This window comes from Streptomyces sp. NPDC059037, assembly GCF_042740015.1.
Taxonomy (GTDB): Bacteria; Actinomycetota; Actinomycetes; order Streptomycetales; family Streptomycetaceae; genus Streptomyces.
Genome location: NZ_JBHYIG010000003.1, coordinates 1,482 through 17,686, shown reverse-complemented (window position 1 = coordinate 17,686; position 16,205 = coordinate 1,482). Strand labels below are relative to the sequence as shown.

The following is a 16,205-nucleotide window of genomic DNA, read 5'->3' as shown; positions in this document are numbered from 1 at the left end:
TTTTGGGGTGGGTCACCCCCCCCCCCAGCGCCCGCCGCCGGCGGCCCCGCTGGGGGGGGGGGGGGGGGTGCCGCGGGGCCCCGCCCCGGGGGCGCGCCCCCCCTTCGAGGGGATGCTGTGCGGGCTCGGTGACGCGCTCGACGTGCTGCGCGGGCGCGGTGTGGAGGTGCGCCGGGTCTTCCTGCTCGGCGCGGCGGCCGAGCTGCCGGCCGTGCAGGCCGCGGCGCCGATGCTGCTCGGTACGCAGGTCGTGGTGCCGCAGCCCGCGGACTACACGGCGATCGGCGCGGCACGCCAGGCCGCCTGGGCCCTGACGGGTCAACTGCCGCAGTGGCAGGGGGCGTCGGCGCAGGTCTTCGAGCCGGGCGAGGAACTGGCCGTGGGCCAGGCGGTACGCCAGCAGTACCGGACGGTGCGGGAGCAGGCCCATCCGGGGGCACTCTAAGCGCCCCGATAGGGGCGCGGGGAACTGCGCGACAAGCCACGACGCACCCGCAGGGGCGTGCCTACTTCTTGACTCGGGCAAACTTTTTACCGGGTCATGACTTAATCGGTTGCGCACGCCCGGGGGCGGTATCGGAGTATGGGGGGCGCCCACGCCAGAATCCCCGCCCACGCCTCTCGAAGAGACCCCGTGCTCATACGACTCCTGCGGGCCCACCTGAGCCCGTACAAAAAGCCCATCGCCTTGCTGGTGCTCCTGCAGTTCCTGCAGACCTGCGCCTCGCTGTATCTGCCCACGCTCAACGCCGACATCATCGACAAGGGTGTCGTGAAGGGGGACACGGGCTACATCCTGTCGTTCGGCGGCGTCATGATCGCCGTCACCGTCGCCCAGGTGGTCTGCAACGTGGGCGCCGTCTACTACGGCGCCCGCACCGCGGCCGCGCTCGGCCGCGACATCCGGGCCGCCGTCTTCGACCGCGTGCAGTCGTTCTCCGCACGGGAGTTGGGCCAGTTCGGCGCGCCGTCCCTGATCACCCGGACCACGAACGACGTCCAGCAGGTGCAGATGCTGGTCCTGATGTCGTTCACGCTGATGGTGTCGGCGCCGATCATGTGCGTCGGCGGCATCATCATGGCCCTCGGCCTCGACGTACCGCTCTCGGGCGTCCTGATCGCGGTCGTGCCCGTCCTCGGGATCTGCGTGAGCCTCATCGTGAAGCGGCTGCGCCCGCTCTTCCGCACGATGCAGGAGCGCCTCGACACCGTGAACCGGGTGCTGCGCGAGCAGATCACCGGCAACCGCGTCATCCGCGCCTTCGTCCGTGACGAGTACGAGAAGGACCGCTTCCGGCAGGCCAACGGCGCGCTGACCGAGGTGTCGCTGGGCACCGGCAAGCTGCTCGCCCTGATGTTCCCGATCGTCATGACCGTCGTGAACATCTCGTCGATCGCCGTGGTGTGGTTCGGCGCGCACCGCATCGACAGCGGCGGCATGGAGATCGGGGCGCTCACCGCGTTCCTCGCGTATCTGATGCAGATCGTGATGTCCGTGATGATGGCCACCTTCATGTTCATGCAGGTGCCGCGCGCCGAGGTCTGCGCCGAGCGCATCGAGGAGGTCCTGGACACCGAGAGCAGCGTGGTGCCCCCGGCCGACCCGGTGCGCGAACTGCGCAGCCACGGCCACCTGGAGATCCGGGCCGCGGGCTTCCGCTACCCCGGCGCCGAGGAGCCCGTCATCAAGGCCATCGACCTGGTGGCGCGCCCCGGCGAGACGACCGCGGTGATCGGCTCGACCGGCAGCGGCAAATCGACGCTGCTCAGCCTCGTGCCGCGGCTGATCGACGCGACCGAGGGGCAGGTCCTCGTCGGTGGCGTCGACGTGGGCACCGTCGATCCTGCGCTGCTCGCGAAGACCGTGAGCCTGGTCCCGCAGAAGCCGTACCTCTTCGCCGGCACGGTCGCCACCAACCTCCGTTACGGCAACCCGGACGCGACGGACGACGAGCTCTGGCACGCCCTGGAGGTCGCCCAGGCCAAGGGCTTCGTCGAGGGTCTGGAGGAGGGGCTCAACGCGCCGATCTCGCAGGGCGGCACGAACGTCTCCGGTGGTCAGCGCCAGCGCCTGTCCATCGCGCGGACACTGGTCCAGCGCCCGGAGATCTACCTCTTCGACGACTCGTTCTCGGCCCTCGACTACGCGACGGACGCGGCGCTCAGAAGCGCCCTGTCCCGCGAGACCGCCGAGGCGACCGTCGTGATCGTCGCCCAGCGCGTGTCGACGATCCGGGACGCCGACCGCATCATCGTCCTCGACGAGGGCCGGGTCGTGGGGACCGGTAGCCACCGCGAGCTCATGGCCGGCAATGAGACCTACCGGGAGATCGTGCTCTCCCAGCTGACGGAAGCGGAGGCCGCGTAATGGCCGGTCCGGGCGGACACATGATGGGGCCGGACTCCCGGTCCATGGACTTCAAGGGGTCCGGCAAGCGGCTCCTGGCGCAGTTCAGGCCCGAGGGCGCCACGATGTACGGGATGATCGCCGCCGTGGTGCTCAGCGTGGCGTTCACCGTGCTCGGCCCGAAGATCCTCGGCAGGGCGACCGACCTGCTCTTCGCGGGCATCGTCGGCCGTGACATGCCGGCCGGGGTCACCAAGGACCAGGCGATCGAGCAGCTGCGGGACAAGGGCGACGGCGGCATGGCCGACATGCTCTCCGGGGTCGACTTCACGCCGGGCGAGGGCATCGACTTCGGCGCGGTCGGCGAGGTGCTGCTGCTGGCGCTCGGCACGTTCCTGGCGGCGGGCCTGCTGATGCTGGTGGCGACACGGCTCTCCAACCGCGCCATCAACCGGACCGTCTTCCGGCTGCGCGAGGACGTACAGACGAAGCTGTCGCGCCTCCCGCTGTCGTACTTCGACAAGCGGCAGCGCGGCGAGGTGCTCAGCCGGGCCACCAACGACATCGACAACATCGGGCAGACGCTGCAGCAGACCATGGGTCAGCTGGTGAACTCAGTTCTCACCATCATCGGCGTACTGGTGATGATGTTCTATGTGTCGCCGCTGCTCGCGCTGGTGGCGCTGATCACCGTGCCACTGTCGTTCTACGTCGCCACGAAGGTCGGCAAGCGGTCGCAGCCGCAGTTCGTGCAGCAGTGGAAGAGCACCGGCAAGCTCAACGCGCACATCGAGGAGATGTACACCGGGCACAGCCTGGTGAAGGTGTTCGGGCGTCAGGAGGAGTCGGCCAAGGCCTTCGCCGAGCAGAACGACGCGCTGTACGAGGCCGGGTTCAAGGCGCAGTTCAACAGCGGGGCCATGCAGCCGCTGATGTTCTTCATGTCGAACCTCAACTATGTGCTCGTGGCCGTGGTGGGTGGTCTCCGGGTCGCGTCGGGCGCGCTGTCGATCGGCGACGTGCAGGCCTTCATCCAGTACTCGCGGCAGTTCTCGATGCCGCTCACGCAGGTCGCGTCGATGGCGAACCTGGTGCAGTCCGGTGTCGCGTCCGCCGAGCGGGTCTTCGAGCTGCTCGACGCGGACGAGCAGGAGCCGGACCCGGTGGCGGGCGAGCGCATCGGCCGGCTGAGCGGCCGGGTCGAGATGGACCATGTCTCCTTCCGCTACGAGAAGGACAAGCCGCTCATCGAGGGCCTGTCCCTGAAGGTCGAGCCCGGCCACACGGTGGCCATCGTCGGCCCGACGGGCGCGGGCAAGACCACGCTGGTCAATCTCCTGATGCGGTTCTACGAGGTCACCGGCGGGCGCATCACGCTCGACGGGGTCGACATCGCGAGGATGTCGCGCGACGAACTGCGGTCCGGTATCGGCATGGTGCTCCAGGACACCTGGCTGTTCGGCGGCACCATCGCGGAGAACATCGCGTACGGAGCGGCCAAGGACGTCACCCGCGAGGAGATCGAGGAGGCGGCGCGGGCGGCCCACGCGGACCGTTTCGTGCGGACGCTTCCGGAGGGTTACGACACGGTGATCGACGACGAGGGCACGGGGGTGAGCGCGGGCGAGAAGCAGCTGATCACGATCGCCCGGGCGTTCCTGTCCGACCCCGTGATCCTCGTCCTCGACGAGGCGACGAGTTCCGTCGACACCCGGACCGAGGTGCTCATCCAGAAGGCCATGGCCCGCCTCGCGCACGGGCGGACCTCGTTCGTCATCGCCCACCGGCTCTCCACGATCCGGGACGCGGACACCATCCTGGTGATGGAGGACGGGGACATCGTCGAGCAGGGCACGCACGATGCGCTGCTGGCCGCCGGTGGGGCGTACGAGCGGCTGTACAAGGCCCAGTTCGCCGAGGCCGTGGCCGAGGTCGACTGACTAGTCCAGGTAGCCGCGCAGTTGGTCGGCGAAGGCGTGGTCCCGCAGCTTGTTGAGGGTCTTGGATTCGATCTGGCGGATGCGTTCTCGGGTCACACCGAAGATGCGGCCGATCTCCTCCAGGGTGCGGGGCCTGCCGTCCGCGAGGCCGTAGCGGAGCTGGACCACCTTGCGTTCGCGCTCGCCGAGCGTGGAGAGCACCGCCTCCAGGTGCTCGCGGAGCAGCAGGAACGCCGCTGATTCCACGGGACTTGTCGCGTCGCCGTCCTCGATGAGGTCACCGAGCGCGACATCGTCCTCCTCGCCCACGGGGGCGTGCAGGGACACCGGCTCCTGGGCCAGGCGCAGGACTTCGCTGACCCGTTCGTGCGGCAGGTCCAGGTGGGCCGCGACCTCTTCGGGCGTGGGTTCGTAGCCGCGCTCCTGGAGCATGCGGCGCTGGACGCGCACGACGCGGTTGATCAGCTCCACCACGTGCACCGGTACGCGGATGGTGCGGGCCTGGTCGGCGAGGGCCCGCGACATGGCCTGGCGGATCCACCAGGTCGCGTACGTCGAGAACTTGTAGCCCCGGGCGTAGTCGAACTTCTCAACTGCCCTGATCAGGCCCAGGTTTCCTTCCTGGACGAGGTCGAGCATGGTCAGGCCGCGTCCCACGTACCGCTTGGCGACGGAGACGACCAGGCGGAGGTTCGCCTCGATCAGGCGGCGCTTGGCCATCCGGCCCGCGACGACCAACTTGTCCAGGTCGAGCGCGAGTTGGGAGTCCAGGTCGGGGGCGAGCCGCAGCTTCTCCTCGGCGAAGAGCCCGGCCTCGACGCTGCGGGCGAGCTCCACCTCCTCCGCCGCCGTGAGCAGCGGGATCCGGCCGATCTCGCGCAGATACTGCCGGAACAGGTCGGACGACGGGCCGCCGGTGTCGGTGCGGCCGCGGGGTGCCGGGGGCAGCTCGCCGGTGTCCGGTTCGAGCGCCTCGGCGGGTTCGGGGGCGTCCGGGGCCTCTGTGCTCGCGGGGACCGCGGGGCCCGTTTCCGGGTGCCGTGCGGCGCGGCCCTGCGGCGGTACGGCCGCTATGACGTCCGCGCCGGCCTCCGTCCCCGCTTTCGCGGGCACGGCGGTCTCGCTCTGTGTGAGGGTCTGGGTCTGCACGGGGGCGACCTCCATGATGATCGCTGCTGAGGCGTGCGGCAGCGGTACAGCGGGATCGGCTTCCACGGCCTCGCCGCTGTCCGTCCCGAACACGATGTGTGGAACCGCGGGTGTACCGGATCCGCATTCGCTGTCTGCGGGCCGGCCGCGCTCCGAGGACTCAGGCACCGCAACCCAGTGTGGGGCACGACACACGGCCGCCACGAGGGGCGTGCGGTGACTTTTTGAGTCCGGTCCGTGACCGGCTGGTTACCCGACGGGTAACCGGACCCGTCCGGGGTGAACCTCAGAATGCGTACGGGGCGCGCCTCAGGGCACGTCCGGGGCGAGCTTTAGAGGGCGTCGGCGCCGCGCTCGCGCAGCGCCTGGGCGTACTGCTGGAGGACCCACAACTCGTTCTGTACGGCGGTCAGTTGCGCCGGGTCGCCCTGGCCGCCCAGGCGGGTCAGGCTGCCCTGGACCTCGCGGATGCGGCGGTCGACGGCGCGCAGCCTGACCTGGACGAGCTGGATGCCCGCGTACATCTCGTCGACGGTCTTGCGCAGGATCGCCTCCACGGCCAGCTCGGTGACCATGGCGCGCACCGAGTTGTCGGGCGCCGCGTCCAGGACCCGGGCGAGATAGGCCTGCGGCTCGGCGATGCCCGCGTCGGCGCCGCCCGCCTCCTCCACGCAGCGGCGCACGGCGGCGTACGGAGGCGCGGTGAACTCGTCCACGCCGTACGCGTCGAACGCCGGGGAGACCAGCTCCGGGCGCTGCAGGGCCAGCTTGAGCAGCTCGCGCTCGGTGCGGTGGGCGGGGCTGCGCAGGTTCAGCGCGGGTCCTGCGGGGGCGGCGGGCGCCGATGGGCCGTACGACTGGTTCTGCTGCTGTCCCGGGCGCTGCTGGGGGGCGGGGCCGCGGCCGCCGCGGTCGCGGGCCCAACGGGCCAGCTGGGCAACGCGCTTGACGACGAACTGGGTGTCCAGGATGCCGAGCATGCCGGCGAGCTGGACGGCCACCTCGTGCTGCGCGCCGCTGTTCTTGATGCGGGCCACGACGGGTCCCGCCTCGTCCAGGGCGGCGGCGCGGCCCGCGGGGGTCTCCAGGTCGTACCGGCCGACGATCTGGCGCAGCGCGAACTCGAAGAGCGGCGTGCGGGGTTCGACGAGGTCGGCGACCGCCTCGTCGCCCTTGGCCAGGCGCAGCTCGCAGGGGTCCATGCCGTCGGGGGCGATGGCGATGTACGTCTCGGCGGCGAACTTCTGGTCGTCCTCGAAGGCGCGCAGGGCGGCCTTCTGGCCCGCCGCGTCGCCGTCGAAGGTGAAGATCACCCGAGCCGAGCCGTTGTCCATCAGGAGGCGGCGGAGGATCTTGATGTGGTCGCCGCCGAAGGCCGTGCCGCAGGTCGCGATGGCGGTGGTGACGCCGGCGAGGTGGCAGGCCATGACGTCGGTGTACCCCTCGACGACGACCGCGCGGGAGGTCTTGGCGATCTCCTTCTTGGCCAGGTCCACTCCGTAGAGCACCTGGCCCTTCTTGTAGATCGGCGTTTCGGGGGTGTTGAGGTACTTCGGGCCGTTGTCGTCCTCGCGCAGCTTGCGGGCGCCGAAGCCGACGACCTCGCCGCCGATGTCGCGGATCGGCCACATCAGGCGGCCGCGGAAGCGGTCGATGGGGTTGCGGCGGCTCTCCTGGGCGAGCCCGGAGGCGAGCAGCTCCTTGTCGCTGAAGCCCTTGCCGCGCAGGAAGCGGGTGAGGTGGTCCCAGCCCGCCGGGCTGTAGCCCACGCCGAAGTGCGCTGCGGCGGCCTGGTCGAAGCCTCGCTCGGCGAGGAACTTGCGGCCGATCTCCGCCTCGGGGCTCTCCAGCTGGTCGATGTAGAACTGCGCGGCGATCTTGTGGGCCTCGACGAGGCGGATGCGCTCGCCGCGCTGGTTCGAGGGGTTGTACCCGCCCTCCTCGTACCGCAGCGTGATGCCCGCCTGGGCGGCGAGGCGCTCGACCGTCTCCGAGAAGGTGAGGTGGTCGATCTTCATCACGAAGGCGATCGTGTCGCCGCCTTCCTGGCAGCCGAAGCAGTGGAAGAGACCCTTGCTAGGGCTGACCTGGAAGGACGGTGACTTCTCGTCGTGGAAGGGGCACAGACCCTTGAGGTTGCCGCCCCCCGCGTTGCGCAGCTGGAGGTAGTCGGAGACCACGGCGTCGATCGGGACCGCGTCCCGAACCGCCTTCACGTCCTCGTCATTGATCCTGCCTGCCACGTAGGAATACTACGGCCCTGCTGTGACACTCCCGCCCGGCCGGTCACGGCAGCAGCGACTCCAGCGGGACGGAGGGATCCGAGAGGGACTCGGCGGGCGGCCGGGCACCCGCGCGGATCAGCTTCTGGATGGCGTCCGTGACGTCCCACACATTCACGTTCATCCCGGCGAGGATCCGTCCCTCGCTCAGCCAGAAGGCGACGAACTCCCGCTTCCCGGCGTCGCCACGGACCACGACCTGGTCGTACGTCCCGGGCGGCGCCCAGCCCGAGTACTCAAGGCCCACGTCGTACTGGTCGGAGAAGAAGTACGGCACCCGGTCGTACGTCACGTCCTGGCCGAGCATCGCGCGGGCGGCCGCCGGGCCGCCGTTGAGCGCGTTCGCCCAGTGCTCCACGCGCAGCCTCATGTCGAAGAGCGGGTGCAGTACGGCGGCCACGTCGCCCGCCGCGAAGATGTCCGGGTCCGAGGTGCGCAGGTTGGCGTCGACGACGATTCCGCCGCCGTGCGCGCGGTCGGCGATTTCGAGCCCGGCCGACTCGGCGAGCGCGGTGCGCGGGGCGGCGCCGATCGCGGCGAGCACGTCGTGCGCCGGGTGCTCCTCGCCGTCGTCGGTGCGGGCGGCGAGGACCAGGCCGTCCTGTCCTGTGATCTCGGTGAGCTTCACGCCGAAGTGGAAGCGCACGCCGTGCTCGGCGTGCAGGTCGGCGAACATCTGGCCGAGCTCCGGGCCGAGGACCGCGTGCAGCGGGGTGGGCTCGGGCTCGACGACGGTGACCTCCGCGCCGTACGTCCGCGCGGCCGCGGCGATCTCCAGGCCGATCCAGCCGGCGCCGGCGATCACCAGGTGGCCGTTGTCGCGGCCGAGACTGGCCAGAACCTGACGCAGCCGGTCGGCGTGCGCGAGGCGGCGCAGGTGGTGCACTCCCACCAGGTCGGTGCCCGGCACGTCGAGGCGGCGCGGCTCGGCGCCGGTGGCCAGAAGCAGCCGGTCGTAGTGGATGACGGCGCCGTCCCCGAGGCGGACGGCCTTGGCGGTGCGGTCTATGGCGACGACGGTCTGGCCGAGGTGCAGCTCCACGTCCGACTGTGCGTACCAGGCGGGTTCATGGACGAAGACGCTGTCCCGCTCCTCCTTGCCCAGCAGATACCCCTTCGACAGGGGCGGGCGCTCGTACGGGTGGTCGCGCTCGTCACCGATGAGGATCACCCGGCCGGTGAAGCCCTCGGATCGGAGTGTCTCGGCCGCCTTCGCGCCCGCGAGACCTCCTCCGACAATGACGAACGTCTGATCCGCGTCGACCACTTGATGCCTCCTCAAAGCCTTGCCGTCAGGGGGAGCGTCCCGCACGGAGCGTGATGGGGGAAGGGGTTGCGGCCCTATCCGGCCAGTTTTCGTCACGCCCCGTGGTCGGTCTGCTCGGAAATGGGACGCCGTGCCGTGAGCCGCGCGTGCAGCGAACGGGCGGCGGCGTCCGTGAGTGACGCGATCTGATCCACGACCACGCGCAGGGCCGCGCGGTCGTCGGGCGCCGCGTCGTACAGCGCGCGGAACTGCGGGTCGAGTCCTTCGGGGGCGCGGGCCGTGAGCGCCTGCGCCAGCTCGGCGACGACGATCCGCTGGTCGGCGCGGAGCCGCTCCTGGGCGGGGCGCTGCATCACATAGCGGTCGGCGACGGCCTTGAGGACCGCGCACTCGTGGCGGGCGCCGCGCGGGACGACGAGCTCGGCGGCGTACCGGGTGAGCGGGCCCGTGCCGTGGCGCGCGCGGGTGGCGGCCTCCGCGGCGAGGCAGAAGCGGCCGATGAGCTGGCTCGTGGCGTCCTTCAACCGGGCCTGGGCGACGGCGGAGCCGTCGTATCCATGCGGCCACCACTCCTGGTCGAGGAGCCGGTCGAGGGCCTGGGAGAGCTCTTCGGGGTCGGTGTCCGCCGGTACGTAGCGGCCGATCGCCACGGCGAAGATGTCCCGGCGCTCGGGCTCGGCGTGCAGCAGGTTCGGGTCGAGGTGTCCGGCGTGCAGTCCGTCCTCGAAGTCGTGGACCGAGTACGCCACGTCGTCCGACCAGTCCATGACCTGCGCCTCGAAGCAGGTGCGCCGGCCGGGGGCCTGACTGCGGACCCAGTCGAAGACCGGGCGGTCGTCCTCGTAGACACCGAACTTGGGGGACGCCGGGTCCGTGGGGTGGGAGCCGCGCGGCCAGGGGTACTTGGTGGCGGCGTCCAGGGCGGCGCGGGTCAGGTTGAGGCCCACGCTGACCAGTTCGTCCGTCTCCTCGCTTCTGATGAAGCGCTTCGGTTCGATGCGGGTGAGGAGCCTCAGCGACTGCGCGTTGCCCTCGAAACCGCCGCAGCTCTCGGCTACTTCGTTCAGCGCCTGCTCGCCGTTGTGCCCGAAGGGCGGGTGGCCCATGTCGTGCGCGAGGCAGGCCGTCTCCACCAGGTCCGGGTCGCAGCCGAGGGCCGCGCCCAGCTCGCGGCCGACCTGGGCGCACTCCAGGGAGTGCGTCAGGCGGGTGCGGGCGCTGGCGTCCCAGGCCTCGTTGCTCCGCGTGCCGGGGGTGACCACCTGGGTCTTGCCCGCGAGGCGGCGCAGCGCCGCGGAGTGCAGGACGCGCGCGCGGTCCCGCTGGAAGGCGGTGCGTCCCGGCCTCTTGTCCGGCTCGGCGGCCCATCGCTCGACGGCGGCCTTGTCGTAGGCGGCTTTGTCGTAGACCGCCTTGTCGTCGGCAGCCTCGTCGTCGTACGCGTTCGGTGCAGTGCCTTCCATGCCCCGACAGTAAACGCAAGCAGTGACAAAGGGGGCTTCAGGGGCCCCTCATCGGCCGTGCGGCCGCGGGACGGGCGTCAGGCGGAGGTCAGCTGACGGGCCGGGGGCCAGGTGGCCGCGGTCGCCGGTGCCGCTGTCGTGCGGGCCTGTTCGTAGCGGTGCAGGACGAGGCGGGCCATCGCCTGGTGGTCGCCGAGCGGGGCGGCCGCGATCCAGGGCGCGGCCTCGGCGCACTGTGCGGCGAACCGGCCCGGCGCGGTGAAGTACGAGGCGACGGCGGCCCGGTGGCGTCCGCGGGCGGCGAGCGAGCGCACGGCGGCGGGCACGGTCAGCGGGGAGTTGGCGGTGGGCGAGGCGTAGGCGGGGACGACCGGCACGCCGATGCGCCGTGCGAGGAGATCCGCCGTACGCCGGGTGTCGGCGGCCGAGTCCGGGTCGCGGGAGCCGGCGGCGGCGAGCACCACTCCGCTGGTGCGGCGCACGGCCTCGCTCGGGCGGGTCGGCCAGCCCGCCTCGACGAGCCGGGCGTGCAGCGCGTCGACGAGCAGCGGGTGCGGGCCGAGCGGGGCGGCGACGCGCGCGTCGAGGTGCGGCGCGGCGGCGATCGCGTCGGGGATGTCCTGCTTGACGTGGTAGCCGCGGCTGAGCAGCAGCGGCACGAGGACGGCGGAGCCGGTCGCCGCGGCGAGGGTGTCGGTGAGCAGCGGTTCGTTCAGCTCGATGTGGCCGAGCCGCACGGTGAGCCGGGGGCGCAGCTCGCGGACCCGTTCGAGCAGGGCCGAGACGGTGGCGAGGGCGCGCGGGTCGCGGCTGCCGTGCGCGACCACGACGAGCGCGGGCGCCGGTTCGGTGCGGCGCCTGCCGTCGAGCGACACGAGATTGAGCTGGCTGCCGAGCTGGCTGGTGATCCGGTCCATGAGTTGCGCCGTGCTTTCGAGAGGGGTGCCGTTCAGGAGCTGGGGCACAGAGGACTCGTCGCGAAGAGGGTTCGACGCCGTCATGAACCGAGGATGGCCGCGGCAGATTGCGTCGGCGTTGCGCGCCGGTGACGGGTCGTTTCAGCCGGGCTCACGGCGGGCGGAGCAGCGTTGTCAGCGTTTGTCGGTGGGGTCGCTTACCGTTGTGCGCAGTGATCGGATCGGGGGATCCGGCGGGGGACGGGGGTTCGGGATGGAACGGCCGGGGTGGGCGCGGTGGGCCCGCTGGAAGCAGCGGGTCACACCGCTGTGGGCCCGCGTGCGGCGGCTGCGGCTGCGGTTGCCGCGCACGCGGCGGGGGCAGCGGCGGGCCGTGCAGGGCTTCATGGCCGCCTGCGTGGTGGCGCTGCTGCCGGCGACGTGGCTGTTCGTGACGACGGACGGCCGGCTGCGTACGACGGCGGACGTGCCGCACACGCGGGTCGCGGTGGTCTTCGGTGCGGGGCTGTGGGAGGGCGAGCCGTCGCCGTATCTCGCCCACCGGCTGGACGCGGCGGCCGAGCTGTACGAGGCGGGGCGGATCGAGGTCGTCCTGGTCACCGGGGACAACAGCCGGGAGGACTACGACGAGCCGGACGCGATGCGCGCGTATCTGACCGAGCGCGGTGTGCCGGGGCGGCGGATCGTCAGCGACTACGCCGGCTTCGACACCTGGGACTCCTGTGTACGGGCCAAGAAGGTGTTCGGCGTCGACCGGGCGGTGCTGATCAGCCAGGGCTTCCACATACGCAGGGCGGTCGCGCTGTGCCGCGCGGCGGGCGTCGCGTCGTACGGCGTCGGGGTCGACGCCAAGCACGATGCGACGTGGTACTACGGCGGCGCGCGGGAGTTGTTCGCTGCGGGCAAGGCGGCGGTGGACTCGGCGTTTCAACCGGATCCGCGCTTCCTCGGGCCCCGGGAGCCGGGCGTGGACCGGGCGCTGGCCGCACCTCGTTGAGCCTGGACTCTGGGCCTTCAGCGGGGTCGGGGATGCGTCTGCCTGCTTCCGCTCGTCCGCCGGGTGCCGGTCGTGGTCCGTCCTCGCGCAGTTCCCCGCGCCCCTGACGGGGCACGAGACCTGGGCCGGGGGCCTCAGCAGGGGCGGGGATGCGTCTGCCTGCTTCCGCTCGTCCGCCGGGTGCCGGTCGTGGTCCGTCCTCGCGCAGTTCCCCGCGCCCCTGATGGGGCACGACCTGGGCCGGGGGCCTCAGCAGGGGCGGGGGTGCGTCTGCCTGCTTCCGCTTGTCCGCCGGGTGCCGGTCGTGGTCCGTCCTCGCGCAGTTCCCCGCGCCCCTGAAGGGGCACGAACGGGGCTCACAGTGGGGTGGGGGGCTCGCTGAGGTCGGGTTACCGCGTGTGTAACGCGAGTGCGTCGGGGCGTGTAACACGCGCGGCGGACCCTGGCTGGTATGCACACCAAGGCGACACCGACCCACTGTCCGTACTGCGCGCTGCAATGCGGGATGGGCCTGACGTCCGGCCCCGGCGGGGTGGAGGTCGTGGAGCGTCCCGAGTTTCCCGTGAACGGGGGCGCGCTGTGCGGCAAGGGCCGTACGGCGCCCGCTGTGCTCTCCTCCCGGGTGCGTCTGACCGAGCCACTCATCCGATCCCACGCCACGGGCCGGCTCGAACCGGCCACCTGGGAGGAGGCCGTCGGCCGTGTCGCCGACGGGCTCTCCCGCACGCGTACGGAGCATGGCCCGGACGCGTGCGGGGTGTTCGGCGGCGGCGGTCTGACCAACGAGAAGGCGTACGCGCTCGGGAAGTTCGCGCGGGTGGCGCTCGGCACGTCGCAGATCGACTACAACGGCCGGTTCTGCATGTCGTCGGCGGCGGCCGCCGGGCAGCGGGCCTTCGGACTCGACCGGGGTCTGCCGTTCCCGCTCGCGGACGTCCCGCGCACGGGCTGCGTCATCCTGGTCGGCTCCAACCTCGCCGAGACGATGCCGCCCGCACTGCGGTATCTGACGGAACTGAAGGCGAACGGCGGCAAGTTGATCGTCGTCGACCCGCGCAGGACCCGCACCGCCGAGCAGGCCGATCTGCATCTGGCGCCGCGCCCCGGCACCGACCTGGCGCTCGCCCTCGGGCTGCTGCATCTGGTGGTGGCCGAGGGGCGGACGGACGAGGCGTTCATCGCGGAGCGCACCAGCGGCTGGGAGGAAGCGCGGGCGGCGGCGATGGCGCACTGGCCGGAGTACGTGGAGCGGATCAGCGGCGTTCCGGTGCCTCAGCTGCGGGACGCGGTGGAGATGTTCTGCGCCGCCGAGTCGGCGATGGTGCTCACCGCGCGCGGCCCCGAACAGCAGTCCAAGGGCACCGACACGGTCGGCGCGTGGATCAACCTGTGCCTCGCCACGGGCAACGCGGGCCGCCCGCTGGCCGGTTACGGCTGTCTGACCGGGCAGGGCAACGGCCAGGGCGGACGCGAACACGGCCAGAAGGCGGACCAGCTGCCGGGCTACCGCAAGCTGACGGACCCGGCGGCGCGGGCGCATGTCGCCGGGGTGTGGGGCGTCGACCCCGATTCGCTGCCGGGCCCCGGCAGGTCCGCGTACGAACTGCTCGACGCGCTCGGCGGGGACATCAAGGCTCTGCTCCTGATGGGCTCCAACCCCGTCGTGTCCGCCCCGCGCGCCGCACACGTGGAGGAACGGCTGCGGTCGCTCGACTTCCTGGCGGTGGCCGACGTCGTCCTCTCCGAGACGGCTCAACTGGCCGATGTCGTGCTGCCGGTGACGCAGTGGGCCGAGGAGACGGGCACGGTGACGAACCTGGAGGGCAGGGTGCTTCTGCGCCGCCAGGCGGTGACAGCGCCCGATGGAGTCCGCAGCGACCTGGACGTGCTCCACGGCCTCGCCGCCCGCCTCGGCCACGAGAAGGGCTTCCCGACGGACCCGGAGGAGATCTTCGACGAACTGCGCAGGGCGTCCGCGGGCGGCCCCGCGGACTACTCCGGCATCTCGTACGCACGCCTGAAGGAGGGCAACGGCGAGGGAGTCTTCTGGCCCTGCCCGGCGGAGGAGGAAGAACAAGAGAGGGGCGCCGCGCACCCCGGGACCCCGCGTCTCTTCCTCGACCGGTTCGCCACCGAGGACGGCCTCGCGCGGTTCGTGCCGGTCGTCCACCGGGCCGCCGCCGAGGAGGCGGACGCGGAGTATCCGGTGCTGCTGACCACGGGGCGGGTGCTCGCCCAGTATCAGTCGGGGGCCCAGACGCGCCGCGTCGACGAGTTGAACTCAGCCGCCCCCGGACCGTTCGTGGAGCTGCATCCGCGGCTCGCGGCGCGGCTGCGGATCGAGGAGGGCGAGCCGGTGACGGTGGTCTCGCGGCGGGGGCGGGCCGTCGCCCCGGCGCGGATCACCGGGGCGATCCGGTCGGACACGGTCTTCATGCCGTTCCACTGGCCGGGCGAGGGGCGGGCCAACTCCCTCACGCATCCGGCGCTCGACCCCGTGTCCCGGATGCCGGAGTTCAAGGTGTGTGCGGTACGTCTTGAGAGGGAGTAGCCCGCGGTCGCGCTCCTGCCGGAATCAGCAGGTGCGGTTCACGTAGTGCGCGCCCTGGATCTTGCTCGCCGAACCCAGCCAGTGGTTGCCCGGACCGACACAGCGCTCGTAGTCGGGGGCGAGGGCGACCCGCACCTGGATGACGACCTTCGAGCCGTCGCTCGTGCAGTGGTTGTAGAACGCGTCGCTGCCGGTCTCGTAGAACCCGCAGGGGTTCATGACGGCGGTCGGGGCGTGAGCGGACGCGGCGGCCGCCACGGGGAGGCCGAGAGTGAGTGCTACGGCGCCGACGAGGGCCGGAAGCGAACGGCGAAGGCTCATGGGGCAGCTCCTGCTGAGGACGTGGTGCTCACGCACCGACTCGCGCACCGACTGGTGCACACGGAGAGTGCCATGGCCGCGACCTTCCGTGATCATGTGGTTCGTGCGCGTCGCACGCACGGGTGACGGAGTCCACCGGATCGAGTGCGCAGGCGTTTGAGCAGCTCAATCGCCCTCTCACCGCCCCGCACGGAACAACGCCCAGTCCCCTCCCCCGATCACCGCCCCCGAGGCCCGCAGCCCCGCCGCCACCCGCGGCGCCGCCACGTACACCCACGCCCGAGCCGTGCCCCCGTCCAGGAGTGTCACGTCCCGCACCACCCGGTCGTACAGGTTGCGGGGGTCGCCCGGCGCGTAGTCCTCCAGTACGTCGAGCTCGGCGAGGAGCCGGTCGTACGCGGAGGGCAGTGCGGTGATCAACTCGCCGCGCACCGGCCCCGCTTCGGGGTCCTCCACCAGGTACGGATAGCCGGGCCCCGCGTACAGGACCGCCCCCGCGAGCCGCGCGGGCTGCTCCGCGGCGACGCGGCCGCGCAGGTGGACGTCGTGGTTGGGCTCCCCCGGCCGCAGCGTCCCGTACACGAAGAACGGCAGCCGGGCCGCCGCCGCGCTCACTCGGCGGTCTCCCGCGCCACCCACTCCAGGTATGCCGCGCTGCCCCGCACCACCGGTGTCGCGATGATCTCGGGGGTGTCGTAGTCGTGGGCTTCGGTCAGCCACGCCTCAAGGGCGTCGTACCGCGCGGCCGCCGTCTTGAACAGGACCTGCCACTCCCGCGCGGTCTCGATGCCGCCCTCCCAGCGGTAGACCGAGACGACGGGCCCGCCGATCTGCGCGCACGCGGCGACCCGCGCCGCCACCGCGCCGCTCGCGAGGTCTTCTGCCTTCTGGGCGGTGTCGGGGGGGGGGGCGCGCGGGGGGACCCGCGGCGGGGCGCCAGACTCTCGGCGCGGCGACTTCCGCGATAGACC

At 71.8% G+C, this 16,205-nt stretch carries 12 protein-coding genes and 1 pseudogene; 5 read left to right on the top strand and 8 right to left on the bottom strand.

Features of this window, described 5'->3' with window-relative positions:
- Positions 1-91: 91 nt before the first annotated feature.
- The 3 genes and pseudogenes from ACFWY6_RS01195 to ACFWY6_RS01185 all read left to right on the top strand — a co-directional run.
- Positions 92-445 (top strand): annotated as a pseudogene (locus ACFWY6_RS01195) (sugar kinase); the annotation flags it as partial.
- Between the two features lie 189 nt (positions 446-634).
- Positions 635-2,368: an ABC transporter ATP-binding protein gene (locus ACFWY6_RS01190; RefSeq protein ID WP_384684815.1), complete on the top strand. Its 1,734-nt coding sequence runs from the start codon at positions 635-637 to the stop codon at positions 2,366-2,368.
- On the top strand, positions 2,368-4,287 hold the full coding sequence (locus ACFWY6_RS01185; protein ID WP_384684813.1) for an ABC transporter ATP-binding protein: 1,920 nt from the start codon (positions 2,368-2,370) through the stop codon (positions 4,285-4,287). The genes ACFWY6_RS01190 and ACFWY6_RS01185 overlap by 1 nt, the downstream gene beginning before the upstream one ends.
- Here the strand turns inward: ACFWY6_RS01185 and ACFWY6_RS01180 are convergent, their stop codons facing one another.
- From ACFWY6_RS01180 to ACFWY6_RS01160, 5 genes are all read right to left on the bottom strand, one after another.
- A complete protein-coding gene (locus tag ACFWY6_RS01180; RefSeq protein WP_384684810.1) occupies positions 4,288-5,604 on the bottom strand; it encodes a sigma-70 family RNA polymerase sigma factor in 1,317 nt (438 codons plus the stop codon).
- Positions 5,605-5,768: 164 nt separating this feature from the next.
- Positions 5,769-7,679, bottom strand: a complete 1,911-nt coding sequence (gene dnaG / locus ACFWY6_RS01175; protein ID WP_384684807.1) for a DNA primase — start codon at positions 7,677-7,679, stop codon at positions 5,769-5,771.
- 43 nt (positions 7,680-7,722) lie between these two features.
- Entirely contained in the window at positions 7,723-8,985 is a 1,263-nt protein-coding gene (locus ACFWY6_RS01170; protein WP_384684805.1) for an NAD(P)/FAD-dependent oxidoreductase, read from the bottom strand.
- A 92-nt stretch (positions 8,986-9,077) separates the two neighbouring features.
- Positions 9,078-10,448, bottom strand: coding sequence for a deoxyguanosinetriphosphate triphosphohydrolase (locus ACFWY6_RS01165; protein ID WP_384684802.1), 1,371 nt, complete (start codon positions 10,446-10,448; stop codon positions 9,078-9,080).
- Positions 10,449-10,525: 77 nt separating this feature from the next.
- A complete protein-coding gene (locus tag ACFWY6_RS01160) occupies positions 10,526-11,449 on the bottom strand; it encodes a sirohydrochlorin chelatase (RefSeq protein WP_384684799.1) in 924 nt (307 codons plus the stop codon).
- A gap of 169 nt (positions 11,450-11,618) precedes the next feature.
- Between ACFWY6_RS01160 and ACFWY6_RS01155 the strand changes: the two genes are divergently transcribed.
- Entirely contained in the window at positions 11,619-12,362 is a 744-nt protein-coding gene (locus tag ACFWY6_RS01155) for a vancomycin high temperature exclusion protein (RefSeq protein ID WP_384684796.1), read from the top strand.
- A 451-nt stretch (positions 12,363-12,813) separates the two neighbouring features.
- Positions 12,814-14,913, top strand: a complete 2,100-nt coding sequence (locus ACFWY6_RS01150; protein WP_384684793.1) for a molybdopterin oxidoreductase family protein — start codon at positions 12,814-12,816, stop codon at positions 14,911-14,913.
- Between the two features lie 24 nt (positions 14,914-14,937).
- On the opposite strand, the gene ACFWY6_RS01145 is transcribed toward ACFWY6_RS01150, so the two are convergent.
- From ACFWY6_RS01145 to cutA, 3 genes are all read right to left on the bottom strand, one after another.
- Positions 14,938-15,234: a DUF6355 family natural product biosynthesis protein gene (locus tag ACFWY6_RS01145; RefSeq protein ID WP_384684790.1), complete on the bottom strand. Its 297-nt coding sequence runs from the start codon at positions 15,232-15,234 to the stop codon at positions 14,938-14,940.
- Positions 15,235-15,411: 177 nt separating this feature from the next.
- The gene (locus ACFWY6_RS01140; protein ID WP_384684787.1) at positions 15,412-15,849 is read right to left on the bottom strand and encodes a gamma-glutamylcyclotransferase family protein; all 438 of its coding nucleotides are present in this window, start codon (positions 15,847-15,849) and stop codon (positions 15,412-15,414) included.
- Positions 15,846-16,205 (bottom strand): divalent-cation tolerance protein CutA (gene cutA / locus ACFWY6_RS01135; protein ID WP_384684785.1); only part of this gene is annotated, 360 nt, incomplete at its 5' end. The genes ACFWY6_RS01140 and cutA, both read right to left, overlap by 4 nt.